Source organism: Vibrio sp. MMG023 (genome assembly GCF_021654215.1).
Lineage (GTDB): Bacteria > Pseudomonadota > Gammaproteobacteria > Enterobacterales > Vibrionaceae > Vibrio > Vibrio jasicida.
In genome coordinates this window covers 186,552-201,735 of the sequence record NZ_JAKFZP010000001.1, presented here as the reverse complement: position 1 = coordinate 201,735, position 15,184 = coordinate 186,552, and the positions used below count along the sequence as shown (strand labels likewise).

Annotated in this window: 15 protein-coding genes; 5 read left to right on the top strand and 10 right to left on the bottom strand. The window is 45.0% G+C overall.

Features of this window, described 5'->3' with window-relative positions:
• Nucleotides 1–3: 3 nt before the first annotated feature.
• Nucleotides 4–420, bottom strand: a complete 417-nt coding sequence (locus L1076_RS00855) for a YeeE/YedE thiosulfate transporter family protein (RefSeq protein ID WP_343231838.1) — start codon at nt 418–420, stop codon at nt 4–6.
• Between the two features lie 10 nt (nt 421–430).
• Nucleotides 431–724, bottom strand: a complete 294-nt coding sequence (locus L1076_RS00850; RefSeq protein ID WP_005435229.1) for a metalloregulator ArsR/SmtB family transcription factor — start codon at nt 722–724, stop codon at nt 431–433.
• 150 nt (nt 725–874) lie between these two features.
• On the opposite strand from L1076_RS00850, the gene L1076_RS00845 reads away from it, so the two are divergent.
• Nucleotides 875–2,578 carry an FAD-dependent oxidoreductase gene (locus L1076_RS00845; protein ID WP_237302940.1) on the top strand — a complete coding sequence of 568 codons (1,704 nt, stop codon included), beginning with the start codon at nt 875–877 and terminating at the stop codon, nt 2,576–2,578.
• A gap of 66 nt (nt 2,579–2,644) precedes the next feature.
• Here the strand turns inward: L1076_RS00845 and L1076_RS00840 are convergent, their stop codons facing one another.
• From L1076_RS00840 to L1076_RS00805, 8 genes are all read right to left on the bottom strand, one after another.
• Complete coding sequence (locus tag L1076_RS00840; RefSeq protein ID WP_005446898.1) at nt 2,645–2,863, bottom strand: DUF6500 family protein; 219 nt, start codon at nt 2,861–2,863, stop codon at nt 2,645–2,647.
• A 99-nt stretch (nt 2,864–2,962) separates the two neighbouring features.
• Nucleotides 2,963–4,189: a carbohydrate porin gene (locus L1076_RS00835; protein ID WP_237302939.1), complete on the bottom strand. Its 1,227-nt coding sequence runs from the start codon at nt 4,187–4,189 to the stop codon at nt 2,963–2,965.
• Between the two features lie 111 nt (nt 4,190–4,300).
• Nucleotides 4,301–4,933, bottom strand: coding sequence for a DUF3299 domain-containing protein (locus L1076_RS00830; RefSeq protein ID WP_054755320.1), 633 nt, complete (start codon nt 4,931–4,933; stop codon nt 4,301–4,303).
• A 79-nt stretch (nt 4,934–5,012) separates the two neighbouring features.
• Nucleotides 5,013–6,344 carry an amidohydrolase family protein gene (locus L1076_RS00825; RefSeq protein WP_038877362.1) on the bottom strand — a complete coding sequence of 444 codons (1,332 nt, stop codon included), beginning with the start codon at nt 6,342–6,344 and terminating at the stop codon, nt 5,013–5,015.
• Nucleotides 6,345–6,914: 570 nt separating this feature from the next.
• Entirely contained in the window at nt 6,915–7,913 is a 999-nt protein-coding gene (locus tag L1076_RS00820) for an AraC family transcriptional regulator (protein WP_237302938.1), read from the bottom strand.
• A 63-nt stretch (nt 7,914–7,976) separates the two neighbouring features.
• Complete coding sequence (locus L1076_RS00815; protein WP_237302937.1) at nt 7,977–8,441, bottom strand: hypothetical protein; 465 nt, start codon at nt 8,439–8,441, stop codon at nt 7,977–7,979.
• A 38-nt stretch (nt 8,442–8,479) separates the two neighbouring features.
• Entirely contained in the window at nt 8,480–8,986 is a 507-nt protein-coding gene (locus tag L1076_RS00810) for a hypothetical protein (protein WP_020196865.1), read from the bottom strand.
• 2 nt (nt 8,987–8,988) lie between these two features.
• Nucleotides 8,989–9,447 carry a hypothetical protein gene (locus tag L1076_RS00805; RefSeq protein ID WP_054755324.1) on the bottom strand — a complete coding sequence of 153 codons (459 nt, stop codon included), beginning with the start codon at nt 9,445–9,447 and terminating at the stop codon, nt 8,989–8,991.
• A gap of 647 nt (nt 9,448–10,094) precedes the next feature.
• Here L1076_RS00805 and uhpT point away from each other — a divergent pair.
• The 4 genes from uhpT to L1076_RS00785 all read left to right on the top strand — a co-directional run bounded on the left by uhpT (nt 10,095) and on the right by L1076_RS00785 (nt 15,082).
• A complete protein-coding gene (gene uhpT / locus L1076_RS00800) occupies nt 10,095–11,492 on the top strand; it encodes a hexose-6-phosphate:phosphate antiporter (protein ID WP_038870657.1) in 1,398 nt (465 codons plus the stop codon).
• A gap of 136 nt (nt 11,493–11,628) precedes the next feature.
• Nucleotides 11,629–12,237 (top strand): transcriptional regulator UhpA, encoded by a 609-nt coding sequence (gene uhpA, locus L1076_RS00795; RefSeq protein ID WP_005435246.1) that lies wholly within the window; start codon nt 11,629–11,631, stop codon nt 12,235–12,237.
• Nucleotides 12,237–13,736 (top strand): signal transduction histidine-protein kinase/phosphatase UhpB, encoded by a 1,500-nt coding sequence (gene uhpB / locus L1076_RS00790; RefSeq protein WP_038877357.1) that lies wholly within the window; start codon nt 12,237–12,239, stop codon nt 13,734–13,736. Before uhpA ends, uhpB begins: the two co-directional genes overlap by 1 nt.
• Nucleotides 13,737–13,741: 5 nt before the next feature.
• Nucleotides 13,742–15,082, top strand: coding sequence for an MFS transporter (locus L1076_RS00785; protein WP_237302936.1), 1,341 nt, complete (start codon nt 13,742–13,744; stop codon nt 15,080–15,082).
• Nucleotides 15,083–15,184 lie beyond the last annotated feature (102 nt).

Here is a 15,184-nt window from a genome sequence, read left to right as displayed (position 1 = left end):
TCCTCACGATACTAGCAAGACGGTTAGCATGGCTGTCGCCATAAAAGTACACGTCGCTACAACAGAACGGACAGAGAAACGCCCCATTCCGCAAATACCATGACCACTCGTACAACCATTACCGATACGGGTACCGACCCCAACAAGTAAACCTGCAACGACAACTAAGATAAGAGAACTGCTGTACTCAGTTGGTACATGCCCGCCAAGGGCATAAACAGCAATCACACCGCCCAATGCCATCGCAATTAAGAAGACAATTCGCCAAACGCGGTCTGCATTCTCAATCGCGCCATTTAAGATCCCGCTGATTCCCGCTGTCTTACCTGTGAATAGCATCAATATTACCGCTGATGCGCCAACCATGACGCCGCCTAAAAGCGACATCCAAGGAACTTCAAACATAACAACCACCAATATAAAGTTTGAATTATTGCTTACAGAAAACTTGGTTAAACGCTTCGATCAGCGGAGCGACTCTCCCATCAGAAATCGAATAAAATACCTGCTGAGAAACCTTTCGAGCTTTGATGATGTCGTGTTTTCTCAATACGGTGAGGTGTTGTGAAAAGGCTGATTGGCTTAATGTTGAGCCTTCAAACAGTTCACCGACTCCTTTTTCGCCTTCAATCAGCTTGCACATCACGATTAAGCGCTCTGGATGAGCCATAATTTTAAGTAGCTCACTCGCTTCGGTCGCGCTTTGTAGCATACTGTCGCCCATTCTATGTCCTTTCATCAATACGTTAAGTTTTATTAGATATTACTAATTAATATTATTAAGTCAATGCTAATGTAGCCAAATTAACATTAGACATTGCTAATTTATTTAAGTAAGGTGTAGGCGTTTTCGATCATTCAGTAGGAGAAATCCATGAGCAAAATCGTGATTATTGGTGGTGTTGCTGGCGGTGCATCTGCAGCAGCTCGCGCTCGTCGTCTTAGTGAAGACGCAGAAATCATCATGTTTGAACGCGGTCCATTTGTGTCATTCGCAAACTGTGGCTTGCCGTACCACATTGGTGGCGATATCCAAGAACGAAGTAAACTGCTTCTTCAAACGCCTGAGAGCTTTTTAGCGCGTTTCAATGTTGATGTTCGTGTGATGAACGAAGTGGTTTCTATTAACCGCCAAGATAAAACGGTTACGGTTAACAACCTACTTGATGGCTCTGAATACCAAGAGAGCTACGACTTTCTTCTACTTAGCCCTGGTGCAGGTCCAGTGGTGCCGCCTATTCCGGGTATTGATAACCCGTTAACGCATTCGCTGCGTAATATTCCAGATATGGATCGCATCATTAAGACGCTCGAAACCAACAAAGTGGAACATGCTACAGTCGTTGGTGGTGGTTTTATCGGTTTGGAAATGATGGAAGCCTTCCACCAGCTTGGCGTAAAAACCACATTGGTTGAAATGGCGGATCAAGTGATGACGTCCGTTGACCGAGAAATGGCTGGTTTTGCTCATGCAGAAATTCGTGAGAAAGGCATCGACCTGCGCTTAGGCGTTGCTCTATCTTCTGTTGAATATATTGCGAACCAATCTGTCGCTAACAACGAAGCGGGTGAAGATGACACGCACCAACACCTTCAAGGAAAGCTGACACTGTCTCTAAACAATGGTGACCAACTTGATACCGATATCCTAATCATGGCGATTGGTGTTCGCCCGGAGACAAAACTTGCACAAGAAGCCGGTCTTCAAATTGGTGCGCTAGGCGGTATTTACACCAACGAGTATATGCAGAGCAGCGATCCTTCTATTTATGCCGTTGGTGATGCGGTTGAAGAGAAAGACTTTGTCACTGGCGAACAAACACTTGTTCCGTTGGCAGGTCCGGCAAACCGTCAAGGTCGTATGGCAGCAAACAACATGCTTGGCCGCCAAGAAACTTATCAAGGTACACAAGGCACGGCGATCTGTAAGATCTTTGATTTAGCCGTTGCTTCTACTGGTAAAAACGAGAAGCAGCTTAAACGTGAAAACATCGCTTATGAAAAAGTGTATGTCCACACAGCTAGCCACGCGAGTTACTACCCTGGCGCAGAAACTGTGTCGTTCAAAATGCTGTTTGATCCATTAACCGGAAAGATTTTAGGTGCGCAAGCAGTAGGTAAAGACGGCGTTGATAAACGTATTGACGTAATGGCAGTTGCTCAGCGTGCTGGCATGACGGTAGAACAGCTGCAACACCTTGAGCTAACTTACGCGCCACCTTATGGCTCAGCGAAAGATGTGATTAACCAAGCGGCTTTCGTTGCAAACAACATCATTAAAGGTGACGCAACAGCGATTCATTTTGATGAGATTGACAACCTGTCAGAAAACCAGGTGCTGCTTGATGTTCGTAATCCGGGAGAATTGGAATCTGTAGGCTTCATTAAAGGCGCGATCAATATTCCTGTCGACCAGCTTCGCCAACGTATGAATGAACTGCCGAAAGACAAAGAGATCGTGATTTATTGTCAGGTCGGTTTGCGCGGTAACGTCGCTTATCGTCAACTGGTCAACTCAGGGTTTAAAGCACGTAACCTACTTGGCGGTTACCGTACTTATAAGTTCGCACAAGCTTAATCGCTGATTCTAAAAATCTAAGGTTTAGGGCTGAAAATAAAAAAGGGGCACGTAATGTGCCCCTTTCTACATCTCGGATTCGACTAATTGAATAATCTTGGTCGCTTTTTCGAAGTGATCGAGTTGATGAGTTTGAATCCACCAAGTCGCCGCTTCCATCAATAACTCAGGATTATCATTCTTATTGGCGAAAAAGGCATAAAAGGACACACCAACATTGTCGCCTTTCTGCTCTATTTTCTTCTTACACACCTGAATGATTTTGTCTCTTAACGCGATGTTCATTGCCTTTCCCTTTCTCTTCGCAATAGCAAAATTAACCCAAAACAAGAATAACTGTATTTATATACAGTTATTCTTAGTAAGGCAAATAAACATAATCATCTAGATGAATATTCTCGCGCGAAGACCTAATACCCAAGTGCTGCTTTTGTTCGAAAATGCTGGGTCTTTAATGTATTGAATATCAGGGGTAATTTGAATGTAGTCGTTTAACTGCATGTTGTAGTAAAGCTCGGCAGTGAACTGTTCAGAGTCATCCACACCATAGGCTTGCTCTAGGTTATCGTTAACATGGCTCCAGTTAACAGCGAAGCCGAGGTTGTTGGTTGGCTTACCTAAACCAAAATAACCAATCCCCACCGTTAGGGAGCGATCATAAAGCGCCACATCACCTTCCGAAAAGCCACCACGAACAAATGGCATTAATTGCTCTGTAGCAAAGTAGCTTGCTGAAAAGTTAATACCCTGTCCGCTGTCTTTATTCGTTAGGTTATGTTGCGTGTCGCCATCTAAATGCCAAGCCGTTAGGTGAACATTATCGGTATAGATTTGGTCTTGTGACGCCGTCCAACCTAGCTCGAACGTGGTAAACAATTTATGATCGTTGAATAAGGTATCGAAGCCATCAAATGGCTCATCTGAACGCCCTTTACCTTCTGCGACACCTGCAACCATATAGAAGTTATCAGTCAGCATGTGTCCCACGGCTAAGCCGAGAATCCCATCATCCGGTAGACCAATCGAGCCTCCACCAGTACTGAATGCAAGGTTAGTAAATCCGGTCCAAGGGCTTGCCAATGCATAGGCATCAACGTAGTCAGTCGTATCTAGGAAACCCACCATGAAGGAAGTTTTGCCATCATTCAGTTTTTGTTTCCAGTATAGGTTGGTTAGACGAGCTCCTTGATCGCTGTATGCTGGACCAATCATGCCTGCATAACCAAGCCCATTTCCGATAAAGCTGAACTCTTTTGGTGACAAATCGTTGTAAGCATGGCGATGTTCGACTTTCCAAACCAGACCGCCTGTATTGCCAGAATCAAGACCGATCAGATCCCAGCTACCATAAAAGCGAGCAACACCAGCACTTGCCGTATCTTCACCACCACTTTGAGGGGTTGAGGCCGTTAGTCCAAGGAATTGATAATCCAGACCGAAAGTAACATTGTGTTCTTCAGCTAATGACTCACGCCATGAGCGTTTTTCTCGAGCATTTTCTGCAATAGTATTGTCTACCGTATCAGGGCTACCAAAGTTCGCCGCGTTTACCGATGACGCCATTACAAGTGAAAGAGCGATAAAACTAAGCTTGGGAACAGTTACTTTCATGTCTGGGTTCTCATTAAATTGATTTCTAGAAAGAGATTTTAATGATTCAGAGTTTTGAAAATTGCCATTAAGCGACAGCTCACTGCTTTATGTCATTTCGATAATAGACTCTTATTGGTAAGGTCGGATAGAAACCTCGTCCATTTGGTAGATAGTTTCTACGTTCGCAGCACCATCAGAGTATGATACGTCTGCTTTGGTCTTTTTCACGTGCAGATCCCCTTTCACCCAAATTGGTTCGTAAAGAGAAGTCAGTTTCAAACCTTTCGGGTAATCAACCAACACAATCTGGTTTGCTGGAGGTGGTGGTGTATGGATACATGCGCCCATGGTGGGAACAAGGAAGAATTTTGTGACAACGTCATTGTTAAATTCTACTGGCGTTACAAAGCCTGGAATTTCATAAGTATCTTCGGTAAGTGTTGCGTTTGGCATTGATGCCAACATACGACGATGTTCAGTAATTTCTTTGCGCTTTTTGAACAACCATTCAATGTCTAAGTCGTCAGCTTTTAAACTGTCCTCTAACTCTTTCATGGTTTGCTTCTGTTGCTCATTAAGATTTTGAGAATCGCGGTATCTTGCAAGAGAACCAAGTTCGAAAAGCTGTTGATCGGTAAGTTTTACAAATGGGTCTTCAATTTGAGGAACATTGACTGGCAATAATTGCTGCCAACTAAGTTGGTCGGCGGATACATTTGATGAAGCCAGCAAAACTAAGCCAGCTAATAGGTACTTCTTCATACGTTCCCTTGAATCGTTCTTTGTCTTTTAGAGAAAAATTTGGGGACAGCCTTCGCCCCCAAATAGTCGAAAGAGTTTACTACAAGGTGTTCTTGTGGATCTTGCCGTCTTTCATAATTATTTTGAATTTATCTTGGTAATCGTTAAGAACTGTGATGTCTTGCAAAGGATTTCCATCCACCAGCACCACATCGGCATAAGCCCCCGGCTCTACAACTCCGAGCTTTCCGTATTTATATGGATTCATACCACCCGACCAACTAAGCACTTCTGCTGCGTTCGATGTGCCCATCTTCATGATTTGATAAGGGGTAAATCCGACTTTCTCCATCCAAACCATGTTGTCTGCTTGGCGCGTATTGTAAGACGGGCCAAACATATCGCCGCCCGTTACAATCAACAAGTCGTATTTACGCGCCCACTCAAACATCTGTTTCGCGCCTTCGTTTACTTTAGTCGCTTTGGCTTTTTGATCGGGACTGAAGAAGGTGATCTTTTCTGGTTCTGCAAAGGCTTCAAGAGACATCACTGCTTGAGCAGAGAGCGCTACGCCCTTCTCTTTCATTCGTTTGATAGTTTCCTCAGAGATAAGGAAATTATGTTCGATAACTTTCACGCCAGCATCAATGGCGCGATTAACCGAACGGTCATGATAAGCGTGGGCCATGACATAAGTGCCATAGTCTTCCGCTACGCCCACAATCGCTTCCATTTCTTCTTTGGAGAATTGCGTCATATGGATTGGGTCAAACTCACTTGCGACGCCGCCGCCAGCCATGATCTTGATTTGAGTTGCCCCCGAGCGAAGGTTCTGACGCGCAGCACGACGAGCCTCTGTTTCACCATCAACGATATAGCCAAAGCCGTGGCGTTCGAGATCGTCAACGCGTCCTGGTACATCATTGAAGCTGCCGGTATCAGCGTGGCCGCCTGTTTGACTCAAGAAACCGCCTGCTGGGAAGAGTCTTGGGCCTTCTAGCAAACCATTGTTGATGGCTTTTGCCATACCAAGAATATTACAGCCTGCGTCACGAGCCGTCGTAAAGCCTTGGTCGAGGTACTGCATCATGGAAACGTGAGCACGTGCACCCATCGCCATTTGGTCGTAACCATCTCGACCTACCAACATGCCTTCCTGAATACACATGTGTGAGTGCATGTCGATTAAGCCAGGGATCATGGTTAAGCCTTCGCCATTAATCGTTGTGGTTTGCTTGTCGGTTTTTATCGGTTTAGCCGAAATCTCTTTGATTAAGTTATCGACAACCAATACGTTCTGGTTTTGCAGTAGCTTTTCATCCGTGCCATTGAAAACATCGACGTTGGTAAACAGCGTTGAGGCTGCATTGGCATTGAGGGCGAACGCACAAGATAGCGCAACTAAAGAAAGGTTCTTCTTAGAAATTGTCATTATTACACCTATGTTTTTGGATAGTTGGGGTCCATTTCCTATAACCTCCCTGTTTAAACAGCGGCGTTATGAGGGCATCTATTTCAGTGATCACCAAAAACAACTGATCAGATAAAAATACATATGAAACAGACGACTTACGTTAAAAACATAGAAGTCATAATGACGACTTTCAAGGTGGTTTAATTGCCTTTACACGACAACATGCGGATATTGTTATAGAAATGTGAGTTGAGACGAAAACCTCCGATTATTCAGAGGTTTTATGTGTCAGGGTCTGTTGACCTTTCGTGATGATTTTTGCAGCAGTTTGTAGGTGTTTTATGCAAGGCAGAGGCTTTGATATGTAGTTATTCTACCTGATAAGCCGATAACGCAGTAGAAAGCACCTACAAACGCTGCCCAAAGGGTTCGGCTAGGCGCCCCCGGCTAAAAGCATTTTACTCTTTGTTGAGTCAATTTTACTTAGAAACACTAGGCTTCAATCGACTCGTCGCGATTAAAACGCTTTTGACTAGGCGTCCCCATCCGAACGAAATTTAACCACGAAAGATAAACAGACCCTAATAATTACAACAAAGATTGACGGTACGCTTTAGGTGTCATTTTCATCATTCGCTTAAATGCACGGGTGAAATGAGCAGAATCGGAGTAGCCTGTTTTGAGCGCAATGTGCGTAATACTGAGGTCTCGGTCCGCTAAAAGCTCTAGCGTTTGTTTCAGCACCAAACCTTCGATCACTTCTCTATACGTCGTATCCTCATTTGCTAGCCGCCTTTGTATGGTGCGAGCATTCATGTCAATCAACTCGCCAGCAAACTGGATAGAGATCTTACCCATCGAGAGATAAGGCGTGAGCGCCCTTGCTAAGGCATCGCTGAACTTATCATCCTCACCACGAAAACTTGTATTTGGCGCAGTTTGAGATGGTGTGAAAGCAATCGGCTGGTTAATCCATTCATTAGGAATTGAGATTGCAGTAACCGGTCGACCAGTAAAGAACTGCGCACTCTTCATACCCGGCAACAGATTGAAAGGTTCGGCTTCTACATCTTGAATTCCGACTTCTGCCAATCGCCATTGGGCACCAACTAGCTTTTTGAGCAACTCATTCATGAACATCGCGGAGAACATTTCTGCGTAACGGAACCAGTCCCTTTCTGCGTTCTGTTTTTCTCTCACTAGCCACCATTTCCCGCCGCGCGATTGAACAGAAATACTCACGTTATCAGAGATTTGTTTAAGCAGTTGGGATACCTCTTCTAGCGCTGCTTTTAGCGAGTGAGTTTGAGTAATTTGATTCGCAAATCTAGGCACATAGATGTCGTGACAAAGCGTCCAAGTAAGCAAGGCAAACTTCTCTGGTGACGCACGTTCCCCCAACGTTTGGAAGACGGCTTTTAGCGCGCTCTCAGGAACAAACGCGTCAAGGGATTGGTTAGACAAGATATCCTGTGGCATTCGGGCGGATTCAAGTAATGAGTGAATATCTCCATCAAGCTCATTTAACATCGTGGCAAAAAGCTTTACTTCTTCCGAGTGAACCAAAGGAATATCTGTATTGGGCATGCAAGCTATCATCTTAAAATACCAAGGATTATTCTAGTTTATGCACAAACTTCCGAGCTGTCATTAATAGCAATCTAAGTGCCATTCCATATTGAGAGAGAACTCACCTGCAGGCATTTGATACTCGTTCATATCAACTCTGGCGCTGATTCGGACTTCTTTACTAGAATCTAATTGCTCAAGGTTTAGCTCAATGCCTTGCCGCCAGAAGTCAAGATTACCGACAAAACTCTCCGGCGTTTCCACTTTAAAGTGAATACGTTCCGGACTGATGGTCTCTGCGCCCATATCAATATTGAAATAGGACAAACGAAAATAGAGACGCTTATCTCGGTTATTCGCAAGTAGTTTGAGCGTTAATGAATCAGTGCCAAATCTTCGACCGAAATGAATTTCGCCACGCTCTTTAATCACTTCAATGCCACAAGACTCATCGATATGTTTATGAAAATGAACTTGGGCCGCACGAGAAAGCGAACTCACGCTTAATAGCGCGACTGCTAATAATGAAATTAGAAATTGCTTCATAAGAAAACAAGCCCTATTAAAGGGCTTTCATTAATTTATTAATCATCACATTCGATGACCCAATTAGTGACCAGTGTATATTGGTCAGCATCCAAATTGCTTTCATCGACATTAATTCGAGCGGACAAGTCAACGAGATTATTATTTCGGATGTCAGAACGGGAATATTCAATACCTTCCTCCCAATCTTTAGCATTCATATTTGCTTCATGGACACCGCCGGATTTAAACCACACATCTTCTTTATCAATGTGGTTACCGAGTTCATGCTCTTTTAATGGCTCAAGGCTCAGCTCAATTTTTCCGTCGTCTTCGTTGTTAATCAATTTAACTTGTGCTTTTGAATCGTTATATTGCTCACCAAAAGCAAGATCAGCGTTCGCGATGGTGACATCAATGCCGCATTGTTCTTGAATAGTCGCACTAAACGTGACGTCGTCACTCGTAGCTTCGTCCTTATCTTTAAGCGCTTGAGCCTGTACACCAGTCGCTGCAATGAGTGTTGCCAACAATGCAATGCGGACCGGTCGTTTCTTGAGTTTCATGTTTACTCCGAAAAAGTGGTTTGAGTTTGCTTCATTCTCTTGAGCCTTTGTGTTTCTGCTTGAATTTGCAGAAGCTTCAGCTCGTGCTCTGCCTGAGCGAGTTCTTCCTGCCGTTTTCTCTCTCGCAACTCGAATTCATAAAGACGAGTACAATCGACTCGTTCCTCACCACCGAATTGAAAAGTCAGTGACGCGTATACGCCCGCCTCATCTTGGTTTTGCTGGTAATAGTTGTTGTAGTAGTTATCACTGTCTTCTTGACCCGTTGCGCCATACGTACCGACCTGAAAGGTTTTACCAGTTGAGACGGCTTGCTCACAGGTTGCGCCTTCAGACGTTCTGATTCTGTCTGTACCCGATGGGTTAGAAACACTGGGAATAGGATTTGCGATAACACCAAAACTCAGCAGTAACAAAGGCAAGCCACAAAACAGAACACGCTTGCTAGCAATCGTGCTCATGCTTTAATACCTTTTTAACCGGATGTTAGAACACACTTCGTAGCTATTTAGTGTGTTATTCACCATTCGAGTACAAATTTTCTTTTTGCTTATTTGGCCCGCAGGTGTTTTGACTCGAACGTTTAATGACACTTCTTGTTGAGGATCGAGTGTTATTTTACTGTTGAACGTCTTATCATCGATTCTGAGATAATAATCCGCTTTTTTGTTGTACTGATTCTTTAAAAGAAATTGAACTTCCGTCATATCGGTATATGCGGTGAACTCTCTCTCTTTCCAAATATGTAAATTTGCCGATGCACTGCCAGAGATTAGCATCGTTAATATAATCACCTTTCGTACCATGGCTTATTACCTTGAGAAGAAATCAGACGGTGATTTTATTTTGTGCAGTTTTTAATCCTTACCATTTTACGCCAAGGAAGAAACTAACTAGGTAACTGGATGCTTATCGCTCGAATTAAGGCTATTCCGCACAGAATGTGATGATTTTCACGCTTTCTAAATCAGCAATCGTTTTCTAGGAATTTTTCCTAGTCGATCTAAGCCCTCCTCTCATGTGGTTCAAAAGAGGACTCTCTACAATCGCCGACAGTTAAAAGAAAGCGAGCACGCAAGTGCATCACACTAATACAAGAGAGTTCACGATGTTAAGATTCCTTGAACAAGTCCGAAAGCCTACCCTCGACCTTCCTGTCGAAGCACGTAGAAAAATGTGGTTTAAGCCATTTATCCAATCTTACCTTGTGGTATTCATTGGCTACTTGACCATGTACCTGATCCGTAAAAACTTCAACGTCGCGCAAAATGACATGATCTCAACTTACGGTTTGTCGATGACAGATCTAGGTTTGATTGGTCTGGGTTTCTCGATTACTTACGGCATCGGTAAGACCGTAGTCTCCTACTACGCCGATGGTAAGAACACCAAGCAATTCCTCCCTTTTATGCTTATCCTTTCTGGTCTGGCGATGCTTGGTTTCAGCTTCAGCATGGGTGGCGGTAGCGCGAGCTTGTTCATGATGGTCGCATTCTATGCACTGAGTGGTTTCTTCCAAAGTACTGGTGGTCCTTCTAGTTACTCGACCATCACTAAGTGGACGCCGCGTAACAAGCGTGGTTCTTATCTAGGTCTTTGGAACATGTCTCACAACGTAGGTGGTGCGGGTGCCGCAGGTGTAGCTTTGTTTGGTGCAAACTACTTGTTCGACGGTCACGTAATCGGCATGTTCGTGTTCCCTTCTATTATTGCGATCATCGTTGGTTTCATTGGCATGCGCTTTGGTAACGACTCTCCAGAAGCATATGGTCTAGGTAAAGTTGAAGAGCTATTTGATGAAGCAGTCAGCGAAGAAGACGAAGCGGCTGAAGAAAATCAAATGACCAAGAAAGAAATCTTTGTTGAGTACGTACTGAAAAACAAAGTTATCTGGCTACTTTGCTTTGCAAACATCTTCCTTTACATCGTGCGTATCGGCATCGACCAATGGTCAACGGTCTACGCTTACCAAGAACTCGGTCTATCAAAAGAAACAGCAATCTCTGGCTTTACCCTATTCGAAGTGGGTGCGCTTGTGGGGACTCTGATGTGGGGTTACCTGTCTGACCTTGCGAACGGTCGCCGTGCGCTAGTGGCTTGTGTTTCTTTGGGTTTGATCATCGTATCACTTGAGTTCTACCAACACGCAACGAGCGAGTTCATGTACCTAGCGTCGCTATTTGTTCTAGGCTTCCTCGTGTTTGGTCCTCAACTGCTTATCGGTGTTGCTGCGGTTGGCTTTGTTCCTAAAAAAGCAATCAGTGTTGCAGATGGCGTAAAAGGCACATTCGCTTACCTAATTGGTGACAGTTTCGCGAAACTGGGTCTGGGTATGATTGCAGACGGCACGCCAATCTTTGGTCTAACGGGTTGGAAAGGCACGTTTGCTGCCCTAGATACCTCCGCAATGATTTGTATTGTTTTGCTGGCTTTTGTTGCTATCGCGGAAGAGAAAAAGATCCGTCAAAACAAGAAGAAGCTTGAACTCGCAGAAAACCAAGCTTAATCAAACAGCGCGCTTTGCAAGTCAAAGCGCGCTAGATCATTAAATAAACTTGGTCAATTTAGTATCATAGTAGGTTTTTATTGGGCTCTTTGAGAGCTCATTTTCGTTTGTGTATTGCTGAAGTTTGGTATTTAAGATGATTAACGTAGCGCTTGTTGATGACCATGTCATTGTTCGTTCTGGATTTGCTCAATTGCTGAGCCTTGAAACAGACATGAATGTTGTAGGTGAATTTAGCTCGGTAGCAGAAGCTCGAGTGGGATTACCTGCGTGCAAGCCAAATGTAGTTATCCTAGATATCTCGATGGCAGACGAAAGTGGGCTTACCCTACTCTCCGAAATCCCTTCTGGCATTGCTTGTGTCATGCTTAGCGTGCATGACTCTCCGGCAATGGTTGAAAAGTCACTTAAACTCGGCGCAAAAGGTTACCTAAGTAAACGTTGTAGCCCAGATGAGTTGATTCAAGCTGTAAGAACTAGCGCATCGGGCGGCTGTTATTTAACGCCGGATATTGCATTGAAGCTCGCCACACCGAGTGACAAAGCGGCGACGCTGACTCAACTGACACGTCGTGAAAACGAAGTCTGCCAATTGCTGGCTCGTGGTTTGGATGTGAAGTCTATCGCCACTGAGCTTGGCTTAAGCCATAAAACCGTTCACGTTCACCGTGCAAACGCCATGGATAAGCTTGGCGTAAAGAACAACGTTGAGCTCGCCAAACTGTTCTCTCAAGAGTCGTTTTAATGCGTAGCTACACCATCACCTCCATTTGCGGTTTATTCATGACAGGATGCTCGTGGTTCTGTCTGTGGGTGATCGCCTATTACTTTGTGAACGATGCCGAGCTTGCGATCTTGTTGTTCCCCTTCGCGTTGCGTTTGGGGTTAACACTGCACACGCGCACAAAGTATTGGGCAACGATTTACCTTGCCGAATGGGGGCTGACCGTTGCACTCGCTCTACTTCTTGAACAGCCACAATGGTTGATGGTGTTGGTGGCCAGCGTGTTGAGTATTCCAGTGGTTTACCTTGCTAAGCGTTATTACAAAGGCGATCAGAACCAACATTTAGCGGTGATGGCGGTCGTGTTGCTCGTGACGTCTTGCATTAACGTACTTGCGGTTGGCTATCATGTTCAATCTGCCTATATGGCATGGTTAGCGAGCATTGCGGGCGGTTTGTTGGTGCTGCCGATGTGTTACTTGCTATGGAATTATCTCTTCCAAAGCCCTTGGTCACCGCTGACCTCGAACTTGTTAGCCAACGAAGTTCAATTCAAAGTTCGTCATATTCTGCTTTATAGCGTGCTGTTGATTGCCAGCATTTTGGTTCAAACCAGCTTGCCTGATGAACTGGCTCGATTTGCACCTTTCTGTATGGCGATCCCAATCATCGTCTTGGCACTGCGTTACGGTTGGCAAGGTGCACTGCTTGCGACCATGTTAAACAGTATTGCCTTGATCGCTGCACGAAGCGGTGTTTCGAATCTGGAAATCACTGACCTTCTGTTGTCCCTTTCGGCACAAACCTTAACGGGCATCATGCTCGGTTTAGCGGTGCAGAAACAAAAAGATCTTAACCAAAAACTGCGTGGCGAATTGTCGAGAAACCAAACTTTGTCCCGACAACTCATTCAAGCGGAAGAGTCGGTACGTCGTGACGTGGCAAGGGAGCTGCACGATGAGATTGGTCAGAACATCACAGCTATTCGTACCCAAGCTAGCATCATTAAGCGGGTTGATAATGCCGAAATGAACACACGCTGTGCCGACATGATCGAAAACCTATCACTCAATGTTTATGACACCACCAAACATTTGCTGAGCAAGCTACGTCCGAAAATGCTCGATGATTTGGATTTGAAAGACTCCGTTCACCAGTTAACCCGTGAAATGGAGTTCGACAATCATGGCACTCGCGTTGTGCTTGATTGGCAAGGAGACTATGAGTCTTTGGGCGACACGCTGAAAGTCACCCTATTCCGTTTGTGCCAAGAAGCGTTGAACAACGCTGCCAAATATGCGAGTGCGACGTCAATCGTTATCGAGCTGTCTATTGACGAGAACATTTCGTTGAACATCGCTGACAACGGCATTGGTTTCAAAACCGAAGACTGCATGAAAGGCATGGGCGTTCGCGGCATGCAAGAACGTGTGCAAGCGCTTGGTGGAAAAATGTATATCTACTCTTTGAACGATCATGTGGATGGTACGCAAATCGCCATCACATTACCTAAGGTGTAACGAGCATGTTTGGATTATTTCAGTCTCCGAGCTACAACCAAGCTCCCCTTAGCAAAGACCAAGTGGATGAACGTTATCGTTATTGGCGTCTGCACATCATGCAGGGCATGTATCTTGGTTATGCGGGCTTTTACTTCACTCGTAAAACCTTCAACTACGCCGCACCCGCGATGATCGCTGATTTAGGTTTAGATAAAGCCGATATCGGTATGATTGGTACGCTTTTCTACATTACCTATGGTTTATCAAAGTTTATTTCGGGCACCATTTCCGACCGTTCTAACCCTCGCTTTTTCATGGGTGTCGGTTTAATCGCGACGGGCCTTATCAATATCGCATTTGGCTTCTCTAGCTCTTTGGTTGCACTCGCAGCCCTGTGGGTGATGAACGCTTGGTTCCAAGGTTGGGGCTGGCCTTCGTGCTCTAAGTTACTTACGACGTGGTATTCGCGCTCAGAACGTGGCTTTTTGTGGGCAATTTGGAACACGGCTCATAACGTAGGTGGCGCGTTAATTCCCCTACTCGTTGGTTTTCTCACATTCCATTACAGCTGGCGAGAAGGCTTTATCGTACCGGGCGTAATCGGCGTGATTCTTGGTGTGGTTGTGTGTTGGCGTTTGCGTGATAAACCGACCACTCAAGGATTGCCGACGGTTGGTCAATGGCGTGATGACAAGTTAGAGCTGGCACAAGAAAATCACGGGCAAGGTCTGAGTTATAAAGAAATCCTCAAACAATACGTGTTCAACAACAAGTACATTTGGTTGCTCGCGTTCAGTTATGTACTGGTATACATCGTGCGCACCGCCATCAATGACTGGGGTAACTTGTACCTGACAGAGCAACACCACTACAGCCTGATCAATGCTAACGCAGCATTGTCGATGTTTGAAATCGGTGGCTTTGTTGGTTCTCTGGTGGCTGGTTGGGGCTCGGATAAACTGTTCGGTGGTAACCGAGGTCCGATGAACCTGTTGTTTGCCGCGGGTATATTCTTATCTGTCGCAGCCCTGTGGTTGATGCCATTAACCAACTTCGCGTTCCAAGCTGCAGGATTGTTTTCTATTGGCTTCTTTGTGTTTGGCCCACAAATGTTGATCGGTATGGCAGCAGCGGAATGTTCACACAAAGACTCCGCTGGTGCTGCAACGGGCTTTGTTGGTTTGTTTGCTTACATGGGGGCTGCTCTTTCTGGCTATCCATTGGCATTGATTCTTGAAGAATACAGCTGGACTGGATTCTTTATCACCATCTCGGTATGCGCAGCCGTTATTGGCTTGTTGTTATTGCCATTCTTACAGGCTCAACCTTCAAGAAAGCCGCTGGCTCCCAAGCTTAGGTTGTAGAAGTCTGATTGTAGAAGCGACTTCTACACCTCTTAGGGTGAGTTAACCACTCACCCGTCGAATCTCCACTATTTTTTGCTTCCGATTCAGTTCGGAGGGTTT

What these genes read in the sequence shown, in the direction of transcription:
- L1076_RS00850 (WP_005435229.1), bottom strand. Translation starts at nt 724, where the DNA reads ATGGGCGACAGTATGCTACAAAGCGCGACCGAAGCGAGTGAGCTACTT.
- L1076_RS00845 (WP_237302940.1), top strand. Translation starts at nt 875, where the DNA reads ATGAGCAAAATCGTGATTATTGGTGGTGTTGCTGGCGGTGCATCTGCA.
- L1076_RS00840 (WP_005446898.1), bottom strand. Translation starts at nt 2,863, where the DNA reads ATGAACATCGCGTTAAGAGACAAAATCATTCAGGTGTGTAAGAAGAAA.
- L1076_RS00835 (WP_237302939.1), bottom strand. Translation starts at nt 4,189, where the DNA reads ATGAAAGTAACTGTTCCCAAGCTTAGTTTTATCGCTCTTTCACTTGTA.
- L1076_RS00830 (WP_054755320.1), bottom strand. Translation starts at nt 4,933, where the DNA reads ATGAAGAAGTACCTATTAGCTGGCTTAGTTTTGCTGGCTTCATCAAAT.
- L1076_RS00825 (WP_038877362.1), bottom strand. Translation starts at nt 6,344, where the DNA reads ATGACAATTTCTAAGAAGAACCTTTCTTTAGTTGCGCTATCTTGTGCG.
- L1076_RS00820 (WP_237302938.1), bottom strand. Translation starts at nt 7,913, where the DNA reads ATGCCCAATACAGATATTCCTTTGGTTCACTCGGAAGAAGTAAAGCTT.
- L1076_RS00815 (WP_237302937.1), bottom strand. Translation starts at nt 8,441, where the DNA reads ATGAAGCAATTTCTAATTTCATTATTAGCAGTCGCGCTATTAAGCGTG.
- L1076_RS00810 (WP_020196865.1), bottom strand. Translation starts at nt 8,986, where the DNA reads ATGAAACTCAAGAAACGACCGGTCCGCATTGCATTGTTGGCAACACTC.
- L1076_RS00805 (WP_054755324.1), bottom strand. Translation starts at nt 9,447, where the DNA reads ATGAGCACGATTGCTAGCAAGCGTGTTCTGTTTTGTGGCTTGCCTTTG.
- uhpT (WP_038870657.1), top strand. Translation starts at nt 10,095, where the DNA reads ATGTTAAGATTCCTTGAACAAGTCCGAAAGCCTACCCTCGACCTTCCT.
- uhpA (WP_005435246.1), top strand. Translation starts at nt 11,629, where the DNA reads ATGATTAACGTAGCGCTTGTTGATGACCATGTCATTGTTCGTTCTGGA.
- uhpB (WP_038877357.1), top strand. Translation starts at nt 12,237, where the DNA reads ATGCGTAGCTACACCATCACCTCCATTTGCGGTTTATTCATGACAGGA.
- L1076_RS00785 (WP_237302936.1), top strand. Translation starts at nt 13,742, where the DNA reads ATGTTTGGATTATTTCAGTCTCCGAGCTACAACCAAGCTCCCCTTAGC.